18 protein-coding genes are annotated in these 22,837 nt (G+C 40.3%); 7 read left to right on the top strand and 11 right to left on the bottom strand.

The window, feature by feature from the left end; genetic code table 11:
• The first annotated feature begins 67 nt into the window (after nucleotides 1–67).
• Nucleotides 68–928, top strand: coding sequence for a hydroxymethylglutaryl-CoA lyase (locus AB669_RS10980; RefSeq protein ID WP_047799350.1), 861 nt, complete (start codon nucleotides 68–70; stop codon nucleotides 926–928).
• A gap of 21 nt (nucleotides 929–949) precedes the next feature.
• Here the strand turns inward: AB669_RS10980 and AB669_RS10985 are convergent, their stop codons facing one another.
• The 3 genes from AB669_RS10985 to fbaA all read right to left on the bottom strand — a co-directional run bounded on the left by AB669_RS10985 (nucleotide 950) and on the right by fbaA (nucleotide 3,074).
• A complete protein-coding gene (locus AB669_RS10985) occupies nucleotides 950–1,372 on the bottom strand; it encodes a GNAT family N-acetyltransferase (protein WP_047799351.1) in 423 nt (140 codons plus the stop codon).
• Nucleotides 1,372–1,854 carry a low affinity iron permease family protein gene (locus tag AB669_RS10990; protein WP_047799352.1) on the bottom strand — a complete coding sequence of 161 codons (483 nt, stop codon included), beginning with the start codon at nucleotides 1,852–1,854 and terminating at the stop codon, nucleotides 1,372–1,374. Before AB669_RS10990 ends, AB669_RS10985 begins: the two co-directional genes overlap by 1 nt.
• Before the next feature lie 140 nt (nucleotides 1,855–1,994).
• The gene (gene fbaA / locus AB669_RS10995; protein WP_047799353.1) at nucleotides 1,995–3,074 is read right to left on the bottom strand and encodes a class II fructose-bisphosphate aldolase; all 1,080 of its coding nucleotides are present in this window, start codon (nucleotides 3,072–3,074) and stop codon (nucleotides 1,995–1,997) included.
• Nucleotides 3,075–3,382: 308 nt separating this feature from the next.
• Here fbaA and accD point away from each other — a divergent pair, with 308 nt between their 5' ends.
• Both accD and AB669_RS11005 read left to right on the top strand, forming a co-directional pair.
• Complete coding sequence (accD, locus tag AB669_RS11000; protein ID WP_047799354.1) at nucleotides 3,383–4,228, top strand: acetyl-CoA carboxylase, carboxyltransferase subunit beta; 846 nt, start codon at nucleotides 3,383–3,385, stop codon at nucleotides 4,226–4,228.
• 210 nt (nucleotides 4,229–4,438) lie between these two features.
• A complete protein-coding gene (locus tag AB669_RS11005; RefSeq protein ID WP_047799355.1) occupies nucleotides 4,439–5,986 on the top strand; it encodes a M20/M25/M40 family metallo-hydrolase in 1,548 nt (515 codons plus the stop codon).
• Nucleotides 5,987–6,066: 80 nt separating this feature from the next.
• Here AB669_RS11005 and AB669_RS11010 read toward each other — a convergent pair whose 3' ends face one another.
• The 6 genes from AB669_RS11010 to AB669_RS11040 all read right to left on the bottom strand — a co-directional run bounded on the left by AB669_RS11010 (nucleotide 6,067) and on the right by AB669_RS11040 (nucleotide 13,503).
• Entirely contained in the window at nucleotides 6,067–7,071 is a 1,005-nt protein-coding gene (locus tag AB669_RS11010; protein WP_047799356.1) for a cytochrome d ubiquinol oxidase subunit II, read from the bottom strand.
• A 2-nt stretch (nucleotides 7,072–7,073) separates the two neighbouring features.
• Entirely contained in the window at nucleotides 7,074–8,396 is a 1,323-nt protein-coding gene (locus AB669_RS11015; RefSeq protein WP_047799357.1) for a cytochrome ubiquinol oxidase subunit I, read from the bottom strand.
• A 208-nt stretch (nucleotides 8,397–8,604) separates the two neighbouring features.
• Nucleotides 8,605–8,808: a hypothetical protein gene (locus AB669_RS11020; RefSeq protein ID WP_047799358.1), complete on the bottom strand. Its 204-nt coding sequence runs from the start codon at nucleotides 8,806–8,808 to the stop codon at nucleotides 8,605–8,607.
• A 554-nt stretch (nucleotides 8,809–9,362) separates the two neighbouring features.
• Nucleotides 9,363–10,511: a cysteine desulfurase family protein gene (locus AB669_RS11030; protein ID WP_047799360.1), complete on the bottom strand. Its 1,149-nt coding sequence runs from the start codon at nucleotides 10,509–10,511 to the stop codon at nucleotides 9,363–9,365.
• A gap of 3 nt (nucleotides 10,512–10,514) precedes the next feature.
• The gene (glmM, locus tag AB669_RS11035; protein WP_047799361.1) at nucleotides 10,515–11,903 is read right to left on the bottom strand and encodes a phosphoglucosamine mutase; all 1,389 of its coding nucleotides are present in this window, start codon (nucleotides 11,901–11,903) and stop codon (nucleotides 10,515–10,517) included.
• 229 nt (nucleotides 11,904–12,132) lie between these two features.
• Nucleotides 12,133–13,503: a dipeptidase gene (locus AB669_RS11040; protein WP_047799362.1), complete on the bottom strand. Its 1,371-nt coding sequence runs from the start codon at nucleotides 13,501–13,503 to the stop codon at nucleotides 12,133–12,135.
• Between the two features lie 267 nt (nucleotides 13,504–13,770).
• Between AB669_RS11040 and AB669_RS11045 the strand changes: the two genes are divergently transcribed.
• On the top strand, nucleotides 13,771–14,745 hold the full coding sequence (locus tag AB669_RS11045) for an SGNH/GDSL hydrolase family protein (RefSeq protein ID WP_082120652.1): 975 nt from the start codon (nucleotides 13,771–13,773) through the stop codon (nucleotides 14,743–14,745).
• Nucleotides 14,746–14,769: 24 nt separating this feature from the next.
• Here the strand turns inward: AB669_RS11045 and AB669_RS11050 are convergent, their stop codons facing one another.
• Nucleotides 14,770–15,093 carry a DUF493 domain-containing protein gene (locus AB669_RS11050; RefSeq protein WP_053058372.1) on the bottom strand — a complete coding sequence of 108 codons (324 nt, stop codon included), beginning with the start codon at nucleotides 15,091–15,093 and terminating at the stop codon, nucleotides 14,770–14,772.
• A 139-nt stretch (nucleotides 15,094–15,232) separates the two neighbouring features.
• Between AB669_RS11050 and AB669_RS11055 the strand changes: the two genes are divergently transcribed.
• Genes AB669_RS11055 through AB669_RS11065 form a run of 3 tightly spaced genes read left to right on the top strand, consistent with a single transcriptional unit; the run spans nucleotide 15,233 to nucleotide 22,130 of the window.
• Nucleotides 15,233–17,530 (top strand): ATP-dependent helicase, encoded by a 2,298-nt coding sequence (locus AB669_RS11055; protein ID WP_047799563.1) that lies wholly within the window; start codon nucleotides 15,233–15,235, stop codon nucleotides 17,528–17,530.
• A 44-nt stretch (nucleotides 17,531–17,574) separates the two neighbouring features.
• Nucleotides 17,575–21,114 carry a chromosome segregation protein SMC gene (gene smc / locus AB669_RS11060; RefSeq protein ID WP_047799364.1) on the top strand — a complete coding sequence of 1,180 codons (3,540 nt, stop codon included), beginning with the start codon at nucleotides 17,575–17,577 and terminating at the stop codon, nucleotides 21,112–21,114.
• Nucleotides 21,115–21,155: 41 nt separating this feature from the next.
• Nucleotides 21,156–22,130, top strand: coding sequence for a M28 family peptidase (locus AB669_RS11065; protein ID WP_053058385.1), 975 nt, complete (start codon nucleotides 21,156–21,158; stop codon nucleotides 22,128–22,130).
• Nucleotides 22,131–22,178: 48 nt separating this feature from the next.
• Here AB669_RS11065 and rsmG read toward each other — a convergent pair whose 3' ends face one another.
• Complete coding sequence (rsmG, locus tag AB669_RS11070; protein ID WP_047799366.1) at nucleotides 22,179–22,814, bottom strand: 16S rRNA (guanine(527)-N(7))-methyltransferase RsmG; 636 nt, start codon at nucleotides 22,812–22,814, stop codon at nucleotides 22,179–22,181.
• Nucleotides 22,815–22,837 lie beyond the last annotated feature (23 nt).

Below are 22,837 nucleotides of genomic sequence, written 5' to 3' on the forward strand. Positions count from 1 at the left end.
ATGACCTGGCCGTTTTACATTGACTTGAAAACCTTGCCTATCACCTATTTTAGTGAGCCCATTGCATATGAGTGAAAATAAATTTAAACTGGTTGAATGTCCTCGTGATGCCATGCAGGGCCTTCATGATTTTGTTCCAACAGCCTTAAAAGCGCAATACATTAATTTATTGCTTCAGGTTGGTTTTGACACGCTGGACTTTGGTAGTTTTGTATCGCCAAAGGCTATTCCGCAGATGGCGGATACCGCAGCATTGCTGGCAAAACTGGATCTTAGCAACACTGCTACCCAGCTGCTCGCCATAGTAGCAAATATAAGGGGCGCAGAAACGGCGGCTGATTATGAACAGATCGATTTTTTGGGCTTTCCATTTTCCGTTTCAGAAACCTTCCAGCAGCGCAATACCAATTCGAGTATACCGGCATCGTTAGCTACGGTTGAGCAGATGTTATCCTTATGCCAAAAGAAAAACAAAACAGCCGTTGTGTATCTTTCAATGGGTTTCGGCAACCCGTATGGCGATGTTTGGAACTATGAAATTGTAGAAAAATGGACAGAAATTCTGGTGAGTAAAGGAGTTAAAATTCTTTCGATTGCTGACACAGTAGGTGTGTCTACTCCCGAAAAAATCAGGGAAATTCTACCCACACTGATATCCGGATATCCGGATACCGAAATCGGGATTCACCTGCATTCCACTCCTGCCGACCGCCTCAAAAAGATTGAAGCTGCATATCAATCAGGAGTGAAGCGCATTGATGCTGCTTTAAAAGGCTTTGGTGGTTGTCCGATGGCAGCTGATGACTTAACGGGAAATATTGCTACAGAAGATGTAATTTCCTTTTTAACTGCAAAAGGCGAAAATCTAAATCTCAACATGGAAAAATGGCACGAGGCAATGATTTTGTCCGCTCAGATATTTGGATAATTGTTGTTCGCTTTAAAATCTTTAAACTTTCTTTACCATTTTAAAATGCTGAATTCCTGCCTCTTCAAACTGGTCACCTTGTGAAGCAAAGCCAAATTTGGCATACAAGCTTACGGCATCCAGTTGCGAGTTCAGGTATATATAATGAGCATCTTCAGGTAAATCTGAAAGTGCTTCGGCAATTAGAGCTCTGCCTACCCCCTGCCCCCTGAATTCTTTCAATACGGCAAAACGTTCGAGCTTATAACCCAGTTCAGTTTTACGCCAGCGGCAGGCCCCGCAGGGTTGCCCATTCTGAGTGGCAAGAAAATGGGTGGAAATATCTTCGTTTTCCCACTCCAGCTCTGGCGGACAATTTTGTTCCTCTACAAATACTTTTTTACGGATAGCAAATACCTTATCTAAATCTTCTGGGTGAATAACTTTTTGAACCTGTAGACTCATTATTTCTGGTGTTTAAAGTGTTTATTCGTTTTTATTTTCTCTTCGTTGAGTTCCTTGGCAACATCAATGGAATGAGAGCAGTGAATATCGGCCTCTTTTTTGGCAAGCGTAGCAATCGTAACGTAAAATTTATGTAACTGATCCAACTCCTTTTCACTTAAATCCTCAATATCTACCATGCGGTTGCTTGCACCCTGTTGCGCAGCAATTAATTCATTTAACTTTAACTGTATAGCTTTACCATCCTTGTTCTGCGCTTTCTGAATCAGAAAAACCATCAGGAAGGTGATGATAGTGGTACCTGTATTAATCACGAGCTGCCAGGTTTCCGAATATTTAAAAACAGGACCAGTAACTGCCCAGATAATTACGATAGCAGTTGCGGCAATAAAAGCTACAGAACTGCCTGTAAATTTGGTTGCGGCATTGGCAAACTTCTCAAAAAAGTTATTTTTTTTGATGTCGGTTTTAGATTTAGTCATCACATTTTGGTTTGCTTAAATATAACCATAAAACAAAGAAAAACGCCATAAGTTTTTATACCTATGGCGCTTTCTAAATTATCGAGTGGCTGATTTCCAGATGAGTGAATGAAAAAATTCACCATCAAAAATCGCACATATTATAATTTGTCATTTGCATTAACGCAATTCAAATCTTCAAAAGCAACAGTCAAACGTTTAACAAATGCTTCTTCAGCTTTACGCAACCAAACACGTGGATCGTAGTATTTCTTGTTTGGCTTATCGTCGCCCTCAGGGTTACCGATCTGGCCTTGAAGATAAGCTTCGTTCTTTTTGTAGTATTCTAGAATACCTTCCCAGAATGCCCATTGCATATCCGTGTCGATATTCATCTTGATTGCCCCATAAGAAATTGCCTCTCTGATTTCTTCTTGTGAAGAACCTGAACCACCGTGGAATACAAAGTTGATTGGTTTTTCTTCAGTTAAACTAAATTTCTCTTTAATAAAGTCCTGAGAGTTTTTCAAAATTACCGGCTGCAATTTAACGTTACCTGGTTTGTAAACACCATGCACATTACCAAAAGCGGCAGCAACTGTGAAACGAGGAGATACTTTGCTTAACTCTTCGTAAGCATAAGCTACTTCACTAGGCTGAGTATATAATTTTGAGCTATCTACATCACTGTTGTCTACACCATCTTCCTCACCACCTGTTACACCAAGTTCAATTTCGATAGTCATGTTCATCTTTGACATGCGTGCTAAGTATTTAGCTGAAATCTCCATGTTCTCCTCGATAGATTCTTCAGACAAATCTAACATGTGTGAAGAAAATAAAGGCTTTCCGGTTTCTGCGAAGAATTTCTCGCCATGATCTAAAAGGCCATCAATCCATGGCAATAATTTTTTAGCAGCGTGGTCAGTATGCAAAACCACAGCAACACCATAGTGTTCTGCCAATAAATGTACATGCTTCGCTGCAGATACAGCACCTAATATGCACGCTTGTAATTTCTCATTATCTAAAGATTTACCAGCATAAAACTGTGCACCACCATTAGATAACTGAATCATAACAGGCGAATTTACTGCCTTAGCAGTTTCCAATACCGCATTAACCGTATTTGTTCCGGTTATGTTTACTGCTGGTAAAGCAAACTGATGTTTTTTAGCCTGCTCAAATAATTCTTGAACGGCATCTCCGTAAATTACGCCTTTGTAGCCTTTTAAACTCATCTCTTGTTAATTTTTATTTGTTCGAAGTTATAAAAAAAAATAACATTCCAAGCTTTTGTAACAACAGAATTATTTGCTTTACAACCAACTAAAGGCCATTAAGTGTAAAAATCACATTATCCTTAGTGTAAAAAACACACATTAGCAGGAATAACTTATTTTTAACTTCAGATTAATCATTGGCAAAAATCAATTACCAAACCAACCGGGCGCTGATACCATTTTTATAATTGAAATTTGATCAATGGTAATTTATAAACTTGAGTATATTTTTCGTTTCTTTGCAATCCAATTCTTTAAAAAATTATATGGCTTGGTTTAAAAGAGAAAATAAAGGTATCATCACCACAACAGAAGAGAAGAAAGAGGCACCGGATGGCGTGTGGAATAAATGTCCGAATTGTAAAAAACCCTTGCATCAGGCAGAATTACAGGAAAACAAATACGTTTGCCACTACTGCAACTATCACCTGAGAGTGGGTTCTAAAGAATACTTCGAGGTTCTTTTCGACAACAATGAATTTAAAGAACTTTTTCCAAACCTCACATCTGGCGACCCGCTAAATTTCAACGACAATAAACCCTATACGGATAGAATCAAGGAAAGTCAGGCGAAAACCGGCTTAAAAGATGCTATACGTGCGGGCGCAGGAAAAATCGAAGGTCAGGATATTGTGATTGCCTGTATGGATTTTGCCTTTATTGGCGGTTCAATGGGTTCTGTTGTAGGGGAGAAAATAGCCCGTTCAATTGACTATAGTATCAAACATAAAGTGCCATTCCTGATGATTTCTAAATCAGGCGGCGCTCGTATGATGGAAGCTGCATTTTCATTGATGCAAATGGCTAAAACTTCAGCAAAACTTGCTTTGCTTAGTCAGGCTAAAGTACCATATATTTCTTTACTCACCGACCCTACTACAGGAGGTGTTACTGCATCTTATGCAATGCTTGGCGACATTAATATTGCTGAACCGGGTGCTTTGATCGGCTTCGCCGGCCCAAGGGTAATCAAAGAAACCATTAAAAAAGACCTGCCAAAAGGCTTCCAAACTTCAGAATTTGTATTGGAACATGGCTTTCTTGATTTCATTGTAGACAGACGTGCCATGAAAGCTAAATTGGGTGCTTTCATTAAAATGATGAATAACTAGATTTCAGGTATAACATTTCCCAGATATTTAAAAGCAGGGCTTTGGTAACTTCGGTTATTTCAGCCCTGTTTTTTTTTGCCCTTAAACCGTGGCGCCGGCAATGTGAGTTTTTTTGCCATAATGAAAGTGTTAACTGCAACATTTCCATTAACATCACGTATCCAAGCTCTAAATAGTTAAATTAGCCTGATCCGTTAACCACAACTTATTATGAATAAAAAACTACTACTCCCTACCCTTTTGCTGTTTACATCATCCATCGCTTTTGCGCAAGACAGCAAGTTGATAGACAATATTGTGAAAGAAGTAAATGAAAACTCTCAGCTCGAGAAGCTGGCACATGAGCTTTTAGATGTTGTGGGACCCCGTTTAGTGGGGTCACCGCAAATGAAGCAAGCCAACGACTGGGCAGTGAAAAAATACAGTGACTGGGGTATTTCTGCAAAAAATGAGAAATGGGGCGAATGGCGGGGCTGGGAAAGAGGTGTAAGCCATATTGATCTCGTTAGTCCGAGGCTGAGAACCCTTGAAGGTACTCAATTAGCCTGGAGCCCATCAACAAATGGAAAAGCCATAAATGCAGAAGCCATTGTTTTACCTGCCATCACCGACTCTGTTTCTTTTCAGCGGTGGTTGCCTAATGTGAAAGGTAAACTGGTGTTAATTTCGATGAACCAGATTTCCGGCCGGCCAGAAAAAAACTGGGAAGAGTTTGCCACTAAAGATCTGTTTGAAAAATATAAAAAAGAAAAAACCGAAGCTGGTAAAGCCTGGTCGGCCGGGATGGCCAAAACGGGACTAACCGGGAAGAATCTGGCTCTGGCCATAGAAGGTGCAGGCGCAGCCGGAATCATCATCAACAACTGGTCGCAAGGCTTTGGAGTGGATAAAATTTTTGGCGCAAACACCACCAAAATCCCAACACTCGATCTATCAGTTGAAGATTATGGCCTGGTTTACCGCTTAGCTACGAGTGGCAATAAACCCATGCTCAGGATCGAATCAGAATCAAAAGAACTTGGTGTTGTGCCCACGTTCAACACCATTGCAGAAATTAAGGGAAAGCAAAAGCCAAAAGAATATGTGATGTTGTCTGCTCATTTTGACTCGTGGGATGGTGCAAGCGGTGCAACGGATAATGGATCGGGCACTATCATGATGATGGAAGCCATGCGTATTCTAAAGAAATTTTATCCTAACCCAAAACGTACCATTTTAGTTGGGCACTGGGGTAGTGAAGAACAGGGCTTAAATGGTTCCCGGGCATTTGTTGAAGATCATCCAGAGATTGTGGGCAACCTTCAGGCATTATTCAATCAGGATAATGGAACCGGACGCGTAGTTAATATCGGTGGACAAGGGTTTGCAAAGTCTAAAGATTACATTACGCGCTGGTTAGCTGCAGTACCAGATACCATAAAAAACCAGATTAAGACAAGTTTCCCGGGAACACCAGGCGCCGGAGGTTCTGATTTTGCCTCCTTCGTTGCTGCTGGTGCGCTCGGTTATTCCCTAAGCGCTACCAGCTGGGATTACGGGACTTATACCTGGCATACCAACCGCGATAGTTATGACAAGCTTGTTTTTGACGAAATTCGCAGCAATGTAATTTTGGCAGCCATTATGGTTTATATGGCTTGTGAAGATCCTGAAAAAACGTCTACAGAAAAAGCTGCAGATTTACCTGTAAATGAACGCACAGGTAAGCAAGCCACCTGGCCTGAAGTAAAAAAAGCAACGAGGAAAGGTGGTTTGTAATTGATAGTAAAAGAGAGCATTTGAAAACAAATGCTCTCTTTTATAGATTGACATCGTCTTAAACAGGCCTGAATCGGCTTTTATTCTTCTTTCTTTTGAAATTTATAAAACAGATACCCCAGGAAAGGCAAAATCAACACACTTCCCAGCAAAAGCGCCAGGCCCAGACTGTAAATAGTTTTAGGCGGACCAACTGTTTCAAAAAGCGAAATGGCATCACCATTTTTTAATCGGATAAAGTTTGGAAAATGCGCATAGCTGATGGCAACCAGAATCATCGTCACCTGAAAACCGGCCAGTATTCTCAATACCTTTGTTTTCCCTTTTAACAGCAAGTACCACAATAAAAATAACGACAAGCTGGCCAGTATAATTGCCGTTAAGCCAACCGTATTTTTAAATACCCAGTCGATGAGTGGAATATTATCGAACTGTGCTGCAATAAAAACCATAGCCCCGAAAGCAACAGCAGATATGTTCATGTATTCTGCTTTCTTAATGAAGCGTCTCTTATCATCCTCATTATCGGTTTCACCAATCAGGTAAACCGCAGCCAAAAATCCGCATAACGACACCGTAAAAAGCCCAACTGCTATCGAAAACCAGTTTAACCAGCTATAAACATAGGCAGAAAGGAAATCTTTTGCCTCTGTATCAATGTGCCCGGATATTACGCTCCCTGCAATAATCCCCAGAAAAAATGGTGTAACAAAGCTGGAATACCTGAAGATACGGTTATACAGCCATTGCATATCATCTTTAATGGCGTCGTAATGGCGAAATACAAAGGCTGTTCCCCGGGCAATAATCCCGATGAGCATAATCAGCAATGGGATATGCAAATATACCGACATGGTGGTGTATATATGTGGAAACCCAACAAATAGTATTACGATTGCGATAATGAGCCACATATGGTTAGCCTCCCAAACCGGCCCGATAGCCTGGTACATGGTTTTTCGGGTCCTACTCCTGTTCTTTGTCGACGTGAATAGTTCAATAATACCCGCTCCAAAGTCTGCACCTCCAAGAAGAAAGTAAAGCAGAATACCCAAACATAAAAAAGTAATGACTACGTATTCCATAATTATTTTACTTCAACAGGTTGATCATAAACAACTGGCACCATTTTAATTTGCCTGTAAAGCAAAAAGGTAACCACAATACTCAAAGAGAAATAGATGGCAGAGAAAATGTAAAATGAATAAGCAATTCCAGGCATTGGGGTAACTGCATCTTTGGTCCTCATGATTCCGTAGATGATCCATGGCTGTCTGCCTACTTCCGTAACTACCCAACCCGCTTCTAATGCGATGTAGCCCAATGGAATGGCAAACACAAAAAGTTTTAACAGCCAGGGCTTATCTGCAAAAGATTTCTTTCTGAATAAATTAAAAAAATAAAGTACTGATATCAGCATCATAAAAGTACCCAGGCCTACCATAATCTGAAAAGCATAATGGGTTATTGCAACAGGGGGCTGCTCATTCTTAGGAATCTGATCCAGACCTTTGACCTCGGCCTTGAAATCACCGTGTGCAAGAAAACTCAATGCTCCGGGAATTTTGATTGCTCCTTTTACTGTTCTATCTTCCTCATTCACAATTCCCCCTATTAATAAAGGTGCGGGCTTCTCCGTGTGATAAAGTGCTTCCATCGCTGCCAGTTTTGCAGGTTGCCTTTTTGCAACATCTTTTGCAGACAAGTCTCCGCTCAGCGGTTGGAGCAATGCACCAATGCATGCAAAGGTTGCCGCGATTTTGAAAGCCTTTAAATGAAATAACTTGTTTCGATTCCTGAGTATCATTAAGGCATGTACCCCCGCTACGGCAAATCCCGTAGCTGTAAAAGCTGCAAGACACATGTGCAAGGCCTGTGAAAACCATGCTTTGTTGAACATTGCCTGGATAGGATCGATGTTCAGGTATTTTCCTCCAACAAAATCAAAGCCAGCCGGGCTGTTCATCCAGGCATTCGCAGCAACAACCAGAATTCCAGAAGCCAGTCCGCTTACACCAACCACCATACCCGTAAACCAATGAAACCACTTATTTAATTTATTCCAGCCGTAAAGAAAAAAGCCTAAAGCAATGGCCTCAATAAAGAATGCCGTACCTTCCAAAGAAAATGGCATGCCAAAAATCGGACCTGCATGTTCCATAAATTTTGGCCAGAGTAACCCAAGCTCAAAAGATAACATGGTACCCGATACCGCTCCTGTAGCAAAAAAAATCGCCACGCCTTTACTCCAGGCCTTTGTCAGGTTCTTATAAACTTCATCATTCGTTTTAAGCCACTTGTAGTGAGATAGAGCCATAAAGAATGGCATAACCATACCGATACAAGAAAAAACGATGTGAAAGCCTAAGGATAAGGCCATTTGCGAACGGGCAGCTAAGAAATCATCCATATCTGAATTGGATTAGGTGTAACGCAAATATAACAGATATGGATTTACCTGTACCAGATTCATATACCCAGTTTAGAATTATTTTAAATATAGAATGTTTATAAATTGAAAATAGATTTGGATAGATGCAGCGATAACCAAAATAAAAAAGCCACGACAATTGCCGTGGCTTAAATTCAATCATATTGCCCTTAATTACTGGCACACATTAGATCCCTGATCCTGGCGTAGTTCCTGGTTCATGTCCGGGACCAAAAGCATTATTTTTTCTGCCTTTGTCTTTATCAAACAAATTTGTCGACTGCTTTGATGACTTGTTATTATCCAGCGAATCATGTTCCCTTACATCTTCAACTTTTTTATCCAGTAAGTCATTCTCAATAACTTTTCCTTTTTCTTTATTCGTTCCCATGGTATTTTCTATTTTGATGTACTAAAAGAACAAGCAGGAAATAATTTTGTTTTCACATACTCGTAAAGAGAATGCCTTTACGCCTGCTGCATTTATCTGAATACATGAATAGATCCAAATGAAAGGAATTTTCTTTTGTGAACTTTAGTAAAATGATTGGACGATTCAAATGAAAATGGGGCAAGGATAAATTTGTAAATGTGTTTTCTTTCATCACTTAATTTTAAGTTCGATGAGTGTTGCTCCCCGGCTGGGTTAATCTGGTTAGTTTCCATAGCATTATTATTTTGGAATAGGTTACAATTCTAAAAAGATGCTGAACCTTACACTCATGAGATATCTATAAGGTGATATGGAGGAAATACATTGGCAGCTCAAAATTTCACTACGCTTCTGCTCAAACTGCTCTGATCTAATACTATACTAAATTTAAGGTTTTAAAATTAAATAAACAAATATTTCGCCTGGTGTGATGAGTGATTACAGTAATTCCGGCATGAAAACAAAAAATTCCCGGATTGCTCCGGGACTCTTCCTATTTGGTTACCTGTGTTTTAAGCCAAAGCATTTTGCTTTACTACCATTTTAACTTTTTCTACCACGTAGTCTAATTCTTCTCTGGTGGTAAATTTGCTGAAAGAAAACCGTACCGATGGACGGTTAGGATCTGCATTTATACCTGTCAAAACATGCGAACCAATGTTAGAACCCGAAGAGCAGGCACTTCCGCCAGAGGCACATATTCCATTTATATCGAGATTGAACAATAACATGTCTGCCATGTCCATTTCAGGAAAGGATACATTTAAAACGGTGTATAGGCTTTTATCAGCATCGGTTTCACCATTAAAAGCAATACCCGGAATTTCGGAAATAAGCTGTTCTTTTAAATAATCCTTCAAGCCCTGAATATGAGCCTGATGTTCTGCCATCTCTGCATAGGCAATTTCCAATGCTTTAGCCAGCCCAACTATCCCATATACATTCTCAGTGCCACCACGCATATTACGCTCCTGTGCACCGCCGTAAATCATTGGAGGTATCTTGATATTACTATTTACATATAAGAAACCTACACCCTTGGGTCCATGTAACTTATGTGCTGCACACACAATGAAGTGGGCCTTCAGCTCACGTACATTGTGCACATAGTGGCCCATTGTCTGAACAGTGTCGGCATGATAAATCGCGTCATATTTCTCACAGATATTCCCTACTCTGATCATATCTGTAAGTGTACCTAACTCGTTATTGGCATGCATTAAAGAAACAAACGACCGCTCATTATTCTGGAGTAGCTCTTCCAGATGGGCATAGTCAATATTTCCTTTTGTATCAATATTAACAAAACTGAGTTTATCTATTTCACCGTTTTTAAGCATCATATTTAAAGTGTGCTCCACCGCATGGTGTTCAATTTTAGAGGTGATGGCATGTTTGATGCCGTATGCCGAAATCCCACAGCGTATAGCTGTATTATCTGCCTCTGTGCCACCCGAAGTAAAAAAAATCTCTGATGGAGACGCACCAAGTAGTCCGGAAACAGTTTTACGCGCCTTCTCTACCAGCGTCCTTACTTCTCTTCCCAATGCATGGATTGCTGATGGATTTCCAAAGTAGTTTTCCATCACATTAGTCATTTCAGCAATTACAGCTTTATCCAAAGGTGTAGTGGCGGCATTATCTAAATAAACTTTTTTCATGTATTAGTTTAATTTAAGGATTTCTTTGATGTCTGAAATGATCTTATTCGCCAGGCTTTCAGCAACCGTTTCATTTTCAGCTTCACTGTAAATCCGGATGATTGGCTCAGTATTAGAACGACGTAAATGTACCCATGTTTTATCAAACTCAATTTTTAATCCATCGATGGTACTGTATGGCTGCTTTTTATATTTCTCTTCAACCTGCTTAAGCAAGTTGTCAATATCCATCTCTGGCGTAAGGGTAATTTTGTTTTTAGAAATATAGTATTGAGGATAACTGCCCCTTAACACTGAAATGGACTTGCCAAACTTGGCCAGATGAGTCAAAAACAATGCTATCCCAACCAATGCATCTCTTCCATAATGCGATTCAGGGTAGATAATTCCTCCATTCCCTTCACCTCCGATAACTGCATTGGTTTCTTTCATCTTATTCACCACATTTACCTCGCCAACAGCCGATGCGTTGTAGTCAGCACCTGCCTGCTCGGTCACATCGCGCAATGCCCGGGTTGAGGAAAGATTGGAAACCGTATTTCCAGGTGTATTTTTCAGAACGTAATCAGCAACAGCAACTAAAGTATATTCTTCGCCAAACATACTTCCATCTTCATTTACAAAACACAAGCGGTCAACATCAGGATCTACAACAATGCCCAGGTCGGCATTTTGCTTTTGTACTTCTTTCGAAATCTCGGTAAGGTTTTCGGGAAGCGGCTCCGGGTTATGTGGAAAATGCCCGTCAGGTGTACAATAAAGCTCAGTAATTCGGGTCACCCCAAGTGCTTTTAATAAAGCAGGGATAAAAATACCTCCGGTAGAATTTACGCAATCAATAACGATTTTGAAATCTGCTTTTTTAATCGCCTCAACATCTACCAATGGCAGTGCCAATACCTGATCAATATGTTTTTGAAGATAGGTATCATTTTTTATCACTTTACCCAACTGATCTACTTCTGCAAATGCAAAAGCGCTGGTTTCTGCAATATCCAGAACATCCTTCCCATCGGCATCGCTGATAAATTCACCTTTATCATTCAACAGCTTCAGCGCATTCCATTGTTTTGGATTATGGCTTGCAGTGAGGATAATTCCCCCGCCTGCCTGTTCATTGGGAACAGCGATCTCAACCGTTGGAGTGGTGGAAAGGCCCAGATCAATTACTTCAATTCCAAGGCCCTGAAGGGTTCCAATGACCAGGTTGTTAACCATTTCACCAGAAATACGGGCATCGCGGCCAATCACAATTCGTTTATTATTGGTTTTTTGAACTACCCAGCTACCAAATGCAGCAGTAAATTTTACGATATCTAAAGGGGTTAAACCGTTTCCGGCTTGGCCGCCAATAGTTCCTCTTATTCCTGAAATTGATTTTATTAAAGTCACTGCTTTGTTTTTTTTTTGAGTGTCAAAAATACGAAAAAAAACAAGACAGCTTCTAATTCAAAGCAACCAACGCCATTAATTTACATTGTCTTTATATCAGTTTAAGCCATCTGTTCTTTGAATATTAACCTCGGTTGCAAAATCAAACGTATGCGCAAATGCATCATTGAAAATAAGAAAAATCCCTGCCCGGTTTAAAACAGGCAGGGATAAGTCATTAAGGTCTAAACTATTTGCTGAATTCTGCGAAATATTTGTGAAATAAAGGCAAAGTTTCAATTCCTTTATAATAATTATAGATATCGTATTTCTCATTTGGAGAATGCAGTGCATCACTATCTAAGCCAAATCCAAACAGTACAGATTTGATACCCAACACATCTTCAAACAATGCAACAATTGGAATACTGCCGCCCCCGCGTGTTGGAATTGCTTTTTTCCCAAAGCTATCTTCAATGGCTTTTTCGGCCGCACGGTATGCCACACTATCAGTAGGTGTTACCACAGGTTCGCCACCATGGTGTGGAGTAACCTTAACCTTTACGTTTTTTGGTGCAATGCTTTCAAAATGTTTGGTAAAAATTTCTGCAATCTCTTCCGAACTTTGATCAGGTACTAAACGCATTGAAATTTTGGCATTTGCCTTACTTGGTAAAACAGTTTTTGCACCTTCACCAATATAGCCACTCCAGATACCATTTACCTCCAATGTCGGACGTGTTCCGGTACGTTCCAGTGTCGAATACCCTTTTTCACCCCAAACTTCTTCTATATCAAGGTCTTTTGTATATTCTGCTTCATCGTAAGGAGCCGAATTTAAAGCTTTTTTCTCCTCATCAGTCAGCTCGATAACTTTGTCATAAAAGGCAGGAATTGTAATATGATTATTCTCGTCATGTAGTGAAGCGATCATTTTACATAAAATAGTGGCTGGGTTAGCAACTGCCCCACCATAAACACCTGAGTGCAAATCGCGGTTAGGACCAACAACTTCTACCTCCATGTAAGCCAGGCCACGCAAACCGGTTTCGATAGAAGGATGTTCCATACTGATCATGGAAGTATCCGAAATCAATACCACGTCTGCTTTCAAACGTTCAGCATTATCTTTCACAAAGATACCCAGGTTGGCCGATCCTACCTCCTCCTCGCCTTCGATCATAAATTTGATGTTGCAGGCAAGCGTATTGGTCTCTTTCATCAATTCAAAAGCTTTCACATGCATATAGAATTGTCCTTTATCATCACAGGCACCACGGGCATATATCTTGCCATCACGTACGGTAGGTTCAAAAGGCGGTGTGTGCCACAACTCAAGCGGGTCTGCAGGCTGTACATCATAATGACCGTATACCAATACAGTTGGTAATGCGCTATCTATAATTTTCTCGCCATAAACAATCGGGTAACCGGCTGTCTGGCAAATCTCTACATTATCTGCACCCGCATCTTTCAGCTTCTGAGCCACGTAATCAGCGGTTTTTAAAACATCACCTTTGAATTTAGGATCAGCACTAACCGAAGGAAATCGCAAAAGCTCGAACAACTCATCTAAAAAGCGTTGCTTGTGCGTTTCTACATAATTTTTAATCTCTTGCATAACAAAATGAATTTGGGCAAATATAGGTGTTACGGTTTAAAGGTCGTAAATGCATGGCAATTTAAAGTACAAACGTAATAATTGAATGGCTTTAAAAGAGTAGAAACCCTAAAATCAATACAAACCAAACCCTGGTGTAAAGTGTTGAAGAAACAGGATGTTAATATTGTTAAAAAGCCTGCAAATGTATTGCTGATGATACTATTTTTTATGTAAATTGCGGCTTTTAACGGATATCCTTAAACCCTGTAAGAAAGAACATTCTAAATGAAATTTAGCGCGATATTAATCTCTTTTATGCTGCTTTGTTTCATATGCCCTGAAAGTTTTGCTCAGGTGAATACCACTCCGGCAAATGTAAGTTGCCCTGAAGCAGCTCAGTATTATTCTAAAGACAGTATCAATATCGTAACTTTCGGAGCAAGCACCGTTGAAGGCGTTCAGGGTCTAGGCTTCCAGAATGCACTTAAAAATAATTTCCTGCAATGCTACCAGAATAAGGTGGTTGACATCACTAATTTTGGAATCGGCGGACAAACAACCTCACAGGGTTTATTAAGAATTGACAATGCGATAAAAGACAGAACAGGCTTTATCGTTATTGATATGGGAATCAATGATGCCCTGGCAATTGTTAATGGAAAAGGCAGCGTTGCGGAAACAGAAGCTAATATGCGTTCTTTACTTAACTCCAGCGTAGCACAGAAATTAGTACCTATAATATGTACGCTGCAATTTGTAGACGATAGAAATAACCCTACACTTGTTAGGGCAAATGCCACAATTAGGGCACTTAATACCGTTTACAGAAGATTGGCATCCGAATATAAAATATACCTGGCCGACATCAATGCCGCCATCAGAAGGGATTTTTCATTATATCAAGACCCCTATCACCCTAATGCACGCGGGTACCGGTTAATCAGCTACGTGATCTTCGACACCATAAACAAAGCAATTTTTGATAAATTCCTGAAGTTTGTTGTCTCGCAAAACTACCCTAACCCTGCTTCAAGCCAAACTTTTCTTGATATTGTATTACCTGAAACAGATAAAATAAACATTCAGGTTTTCGATTTATTGGGAAGGCTGGTAAAAACGGTGGTTAACGAATACCTGAATACCGGAAAACATACACTGGAGATTAACACTACCACATTTGTTCCCGGAATTTACTTCTTCAAAATCACTTCAGATTCCGGCCAATACAATACGGCAAAGAAGTTTATCGTTGCCAGATAAAAGCGCAACTTTAACCCACTAAGGTTAAAGAATCATAATGCCTTTAATTTCGCCTGTCTGCCGATAAATTTTGATCACTTCGTCAGCATTTTGAACTTCCTTCTTTACTGTAATGGAGACATATTTACCTGTTTTTGATGGCTGTTCAATAAATTCATCATCCGGTAAAACTTTACGCAACTCTTCTACCTTATCCAGTCCGCCGGTAATAATAAACTTGAAATGGTAAACTCCCGGAAATTGTTGAACACCTTCCAGTTTCTCTTTTAAATTGGCGTAAACATCAGTACCAGACCCTTCAGGTATGTCAGTAAGCTCAATGTCTTTATTCACTTTTTTCTCTTCCATAGCCCGGATATATCAAATTCTATTCCCAAAAAAGATCCATGCAATTTTGGCATAAGCATGATTAACTTCTATTTATCCACAAATTCAATAAAAAGCCCGGGAATCCTTATTTTTGAACCTCAAAAAAACAGAAGCCGATTTGGACTATTTAGAAGGATTAAATCCACAACAAAGAGCAGCAGTAGAAAATACAAAAGGACCGGTAATGATTGTTGCAGGTGCTGGTTCGGGCAAAACGCGTGTAATAACCTTTCGTGTGGCGCACCTGATCCAAACCGGAACCGATCCCTTTAATATTCTCGTTTTAACGTTTACCAACAAAGCCAGTAAGGATATGCGCGAGCGGATCAGTAAAGTGGTAGGCGCTGAAGCAAAAAACATATGGATGGGGACCTTTCACTCTGTTTTTGCCAAGATTCTACGTGTTGAAGCGGAGAAAATCGGTTACCCAAGTAACTTCACCATTTATGATACTGACGATACCAAAAGTGTTATCCGTGCCATATTGAAAGAAATGCAGCTGGATGATAAACTGTATGCACCCAATTTTGTGTATGGCAGAATCTCGTCGGCTAAAAACAACCTGATTTCCTGGGGCGAGTATCAGGCAAACGATCAGATACAGGCTGAAGATATCCAGAATAAAAGGCCTTTACTCGGTCAGATTTATGAGCAATACGCCAAAAGATGTTTCAGGGCAGGCGCTATGGATTTCGACGATTTACTGTTTAAAACCAATATTCTGCTGAAAGAGCACCCTGAAGTATTAAATAAATATCAGCAGAAGTTCAGGTACCTGATGGTGGATGAGTATCAGGATACCAACTTTTCTCAATATACCATTGTAAAAAAACTCGCCGCAGCCTACCAGAACATCTGTGTTGTGGGCGACGATGCGCAGAGTATTTATGCCTTTCGCGGGGCGAATATTCAAAACATTTTGAACTTCGAACGCGATTACCCTGATTTAAAAGTTTATAAGCTTGAGCAAAATTACCGCTCAACGCAGAATATTGTCGATGCCGCCAGTAGCATTATCGCCAATAACAAAAATCAGCTGGAAAAGAATGTGTTCTCTGAAAATGTTGAAGGCGACAGAATAAAAGTATCCCGCGCATTTACCGATAACGAAGAGGGTAAACTGGTTGCTGAATCCATTATTCAGGAGCGTGGCTTAAAAGGTCATCAGTACCATGATTTTGCCATCCTATACCGAACAAATGCCCAAAGCAGGGCGATGGAGGAAGGTTTGCGCAAACTCAACATTCCATATAAAATATACGGAGGCACCTCTTTCTATCAACGTAAAGAGATAAAGGATTTAATTGCCTACTTCCGCCTGACCTTTAATCCAAAAGATGAGGAAGCCATAAAACGCGTAATCAACTATCCTAAACGTGGTATCGGAGACACCTCTGTCGATAAAATTATTGTTGCAGCCGATCAGCACAACATCACCATGTGGGATGTCATTTCTAATGCCCACATGTACGTTGATGGCCGTTTGGCAAATCAATTGAATGATTTTTCGATGATGGTGCAAAGCTTTCAGGCCGAAGCTAAAAAGCTTGATGCCTACGATTCAGCATTATTCATTGCCCAGCATGCAGGTATTTTAAAAGAGCTCTACACTGATGATAGTGTAGAGGGCAGAGCCAGATATGAAAATATCCAGGAGCTGTTAAACGGTATTAAAGAGTTTGCCGAACGCGAGGATATAGAAGAAAAGGGTCTGGATGTATTTATGCAGGATGTGGCCCTTTTAACCAACGATGACAAAGACGGCGACAAAAACAAGGATACCGTTTCATTGATGACCATTCACTCTGCAAAGGGTTTGGAATTTAAAAACGTATTTATTGTCGGCCTGGAAGAAAACCTCTTCCCTTCTCAAATGTCCGTAAACTCTCGCGCCGATCTGGAAGAAGAACGACGCTTGTTTTATGTTGCCATCACCCGGGCCGAAATTAAGTTAACCATTACCTATGCAACTTCACGTTACCGTTGGGGAACCTTAACCAACTGCGAACCAAGCCGTTTCATCAATGAAATCAATCCACGGTTTTTAGAGTTAGATGTTAAGCCAGCAAAAAGCAATATGCTCGAAGGTAATTTTGACGATGAACGCAAAACCTGGACATCTCAGCCTCGTGATTTCATGAGCAAGCCAAAACCAACAGGAACAACTTCTGCCCCGCCTCCGCGTCCTAAAACAACATCTTTGCTGGCAAAAGCACACATTCCTACAGCCGGCTTCACGCCCTCACAGCCAAATGAATTTCAAAACGGCATGGAAGTGGAACACGAAAAGTTCGGTTTTGGTAAAATTGTAAGCCTGGAAGGAAATTTACCTGACGTGAAAGCCACGGTGTTTTTCCAGGGCTTAGGAAATAAACAGTTGTTATTGAAATTTGCGAAGTTGATGATTGTGAAATAAAGTATAAATGGCCACAGATTAAATTTATCTCCCCACTACAAACCATGCAACTCACTAAATTAGAAATTAAAGGATTTAAGAGCTTTGGCGACAAAGTGACCATCAATTTTAATGAGGGAGTTACAGCTATTGTGGGGCCGAATGGTTGTGGAAAATCGAATGTGATTGATGCCATGCGCTGGGTTTTGGGCGAACAGAGTACCAAAGCATTGCGCTCTGAGAAAATGGAAAACATCATTTTCAATGGCACAAAAAACCGGAAGCAGGCACAGCTCGCAGAAGTTTCGCTAAGCTTTGATAACACTAAAAACATTCTACCAACCGCTTACTCACAGGTTACCGTTACCCGGAAACTTTACCGCAATGGCGATAGTGAGTACCGCTTAAATGATGTTCAGTGCCGTTTAAAAGACATTACAGATTTATTTCTCGATACTGGTATTGGTTCGGATAGCTACTCTATCATTGAGCTTAAAATGGTTGACGAAATCATCAATAACAAGGAGCATAGCCGCCGTTCGTTATTTGAAGAAGCCTCGGGCATTTCCAAATACAAACTTCGTAAGAAACAGACTTTTAGTAAGCTTAAAGACACTGAAGCCGACCTGGAACGGGTTGAAGATTTGCTTTTCGAAATTGAAAAGAACTTAAAAACGCTCGAAAACCAAGCCCGTAAAGCAGAGCGTTACTATAAATTAAAAGAACAATACCGTGAACTGAGTGTGCAGCTGGCCACTCACAGGATTGCTTTCTTCCGTACCGACTTAAATGCACTCGAAACCCAGGAACAAAGCCAGCAGGTTTCCAGGGCTGAGCTCAGCACAAAAATAGATACTCAGGAAGCGGAGTTGCAAAAGCTCAAACTGGCAAGCATCAATCAGGAGAAAAACTTATCCATTCAGCAAAAAGCAACGAACGAACTTGTTTCTAAAATCCGTGCCTACGAAAGTGAGAAAAAGGTTAAAAATGAGCAAATGCGCTTTTTACAGGAAAAGGAAACCCGGGTATCCGGCGAGCTGGAGAAAGATAAAAATCAGGTTAACCACGTTAAATACAATATTAAGCGTTTAAACGAAGAAGTTTTAACAGAAACTGAAGTGTTTAACAAAGTAGAATCTGATTTAAAAGTCCTCAAATTATCACTCGATACATTCCGTGAACAACAGCAAACTGAAAAAAACAGGCTCGATAACCTGATTAAATCTGTAAGCGATTTACAAAATCAGGTGTATCAGGCTCAAAAAGAAATTGATATCCTCAATATTCAAAAGGATGCCCTGGTGCAGGAAACCAACAGAAATGTGGATGACACTGAAACCAAAACCTTGGAACTGAAAACCTTCGACCATGCTTTGGCCGAACTTGATATTCAGGTTACCGAGAAGCAAAATAACATCAGGCAGCTTAAAGAAGCGGAAGAAATATTGAGAATTAAACTTGCCGAATCAGAGCTTAATTTAAACTCAGACAAAGAAAAGCTGACTTCACAGAACCGCAAAAAAGATGCGAAACAAAACGAATACAACCTCACAAAATCCCTGGTAGATAGTCTGGAAGGTTTTCCCGAATCGATACGTTTTTTAAAAAAGAACAATTCATTTGCCAAAAGCGCCTTACTCCTTTCCGATATCCTGTTTTGTAACGAGGATTATCGTATCGCTATAGAAAACTATCTTGAACCCGTGATGAATCATTATGTGGTTGAGAAATATACAGATGCCGTTCAGGCCATCAATTTACTTACCGACGCCAGTCGTGGTCGCGCTAACTTTTTTATACTTGAGAATATTCCGGATAAAAATGCTGCACCCGTTAACCGCGAAGGTTTGATCCCTGCTTTATCCGTAATAGAAGTTGATAAAAAATACCAAAATCTATGTAACCTCTTGCTCCAAAATGTTAATATAGCTGTTAACGAACAGGAACAATTGTTTAAGGAAACACCAACAGAAAGCATTACTGTCTTAGCAAAGAACGGTAAGTACGCACAAACACGGGTTACATTGGCCGGTGGGTCTGTAGGACTGTTTGAAGGCAAAAGAATCGGTCGGGCAAAAAACCTGGAGAACTTAGCTAAAGAGATCAAGGCATCAGAATCGCTGATCAACCAATATAATGCAGCAATAAAGGCTGAAACCGAAAACATTTTTAACCTGAAAGAGGCTTCAAAAGTTAACCAAATCAGCACCCTGCAGCAAGAGTTGAACCGCTTGAGTAATGAACAGATTTCCGTTCAAACCCGTCGCGATCAATACCAGGAGTTTATCACAACCAGCGAAAACCGTAAAACGGACATTGCCCAAAAAATTGTGTCAATCGAAAAATCGCTGTCAGAAAAACTACCGGCTTTGGTAGCGTTGCAACAAAAACAGCAACAATACCATGTAAACCTGCAGGAACAGCAAATCAATTATCAGGAACTTGCCGATCAGGTTAACGAAAGTGCAGGAAAATACAATCAGGACAATATTCGTTTTCACCAGCAGCAGAATAAATTATCAGGACTTGAAAAAGATCTTGATTACCGCTTTGTGCAGGAAGAGGCTTTAAATAAGCGGGTTGCCCAAAACGAAAAAGAATTACAGGAAACCCTGGCACAAATTACTGAAACCTTGCAACACACTGATTTAAGTGATGATACACTGCTGGAGATGTATCAGCAGCGCGAGGAAATGGAAAAGGGCCTGGCAGATGTAGAAAAGGAATATTTTGATAGTAAAGGCAATATCAACGAAGTAGAAACGAGCCTTTCCAACATTCGTAAAAACCGTGAAGAAACAGATTTTATCCTAACAGAAATTAAGGACAAGAAAAACACTCTCAAGATTGATTTAAACTCCCTGAAAGAGCGTTTAGCTGTCGAATTTAACATTGATATAAACGACCTGCTGGAAAGCGACACCGAGATTGAAGCCCTGGAAAGTGAGTTCGAAATCAGGCAAAAGGTAGAAAAAATGAAGCGCCAGCTGGATGAATTTGGCGCAATAAATTCCATGGCAATGGAGGCTTTCAAAGAAATGGAAGAACGTTATGCGTTCATTCAGAACCAGAAAAAAGACCTTAATGCCGCCAAAACAGATCTGCTGCAAACAATAAAGGAGATAGATGATACTGCAAAAGATAAGTTTATGCAGGCCTTCACACAGGCACGTGAACACTTTATCGTGGTTTTCCGCTCTTTATTTAATGAGGAAGATAGCTGCGACCTGATTCTATCAGATACAATCAATCCTTTAGAAGCAGATATCGACATCATCGCACGTCCCAAGGGAAAAAGACCACTCTCCATCAACCAGTTATCCGGAGGCGAAAAAACACTTACTGCCACAGCCCTTTTATTTTCGCTGTATTTACTAAAACCAGCTCCTTTCTGTATTTTCGATGAGGTTGATGCACCGCTCGATGATACAAACATCGATAAGTTTAACAATATCATCCGTAAGTTTTCTGGTCAGTCGCAGTTTATCATCGTGTCGCACAATAAACGCACAATTGCCAGCACAGATATCATTTACGGTGTAACGATGGTAGAGCAAGGTGTTTCCAGAGTGGTTGCAGTAGATTTGCGCGAGGTCGCTGCATAATTGACAATATAACCCCAACAGGCAACGTTATGAATAACAAAATGAAAATACTATATATCCTTCCCTTAGCCATCATGCTAAGCAGCTGTTCGTCTGTTAAAAATCAAACCTCATCAGGAACAGGTAAATTAGACACCCAACTGCTCAAAGATGTAGAAGTGCTTTCTTCTGATGCCTACCAGGGTCGAAAAACAGGCACTAAAGGTGCAGAAATGGCCCGTGCTTATATCAGGGAAAGGTTTCAGAAGCTAGGCCTGAAGTCATACCCGCAAAATGTTAACTATGCTCAGGAATTTACATTCAACTCACGCGGTGGAACAAAAGTGAACGGGACAAACTTAATCGGCTATATCCCCGGCAAAACCACGAATATAATCGTGGTTTCTGCACACTACGATCACCTGGGGGTGGTTAAAGACCAGGTTTTCAACGGAGCGGATGATAATGCTTCAGGATCAGCAGGCCTGTTAAAAATTGCCGCCTACTTTGCAAAGAATAAACCTGTGAACACCATTATTTTCGCCGCCTTCGATGCTGAGGAAATGGGACTTCAGGGCGCCAAAGCCTTTGTCGCCAACCCTCCCGTTGCCATCAATACCATTGCAGTTAATTTAAACATGGACATGATCAGTCATAGCGATAAGGGCGAACTTTATGTTAGCGGTACGTTCAAATATCCTGAACTGAAAAAATTTGTAGATACGAATAGAAAAGAAATCAAGGTCATATTAGGGCACGATGATCCAAAGCTTGGACATGATGACTGGACTAACCAAAGCGATCAGGGCGCCTTCAATGCTAAGAACATTCCCTTTTTATACTTTGGCGTTGAAGACCATAAAGATTACCACAAGGCAACTGATGAATACAGTACCATCACCAGACAATTTTTTAGTGATGCTGCCAACGTGGTTTTAGACGTTGTAAAAAGCATCGACAAGCAATCCCAACTGCAGGAAACTTTAAAAGATAAAATGTTGATGAGGGATAATCCACAAAAAGTAAATAAATTCTAGTCGATTATTTAAAAGAAAAAAAGGCCCGTTACAGGCCTTTAACAAAAATTATTGCGGTACATAAACCACGTATTTGGTATCGAAAAACTCCTCCTCAAAATATTCTGAAAGCGGATACAACTCTGCTTTCAGTTTTGATTCTTTGATTTCCTCAGCCAAGTCCCCGCCTTTAAGATACAAAATACCGTTTGGAATGGCATTCAGGCTATCTTTCTTGAACTTACCCTGAATCCAGGGATAAAACTCACCCAAGCGGGTTACAGCCCGGGAAACTACAAAATTGAATTTATCTTTGATTTGCTCTGCCCTTAAATGATCGGCTTTTAAGTTATCCAAACCCAGTGCAGATGCCACTTCCTTTACCACTTTGATCTTCTTACCAATCGAATCAACCAGATGAAACTGCGTATCAGGAAATAATATGGCCAGCGGAATACCGGGAAAACCACCACCCGTTCCAACATCTAAAACAGACTCACCCTTTCTAAATGTACATACTTTGGCAATTCCAAGAGAATGAAGCACATGGCGCTCGTACAGCTCTTCGATATCTTTTCTCGAAATCACATTAATCTGAGCATTCCAAAACACATATAAATCAAACAACTGTGAAAACTGATCGATCTGTTTGTCGGTTAAATCAGGAAAATATTTTAAAATGATATCAGGTTTTACATCAGCCATATTGTAATTCTTATAAGTATAAT

This window comes from Pedobacter sp. BMA, from assembly GCF_001027745.1.
Classification (GTDB): domain Bacteria; phylum Bacteroidota; class Bacteroidia; order Sphingobacteriales; family Sphingobacteriaceae; genus Pedobacter.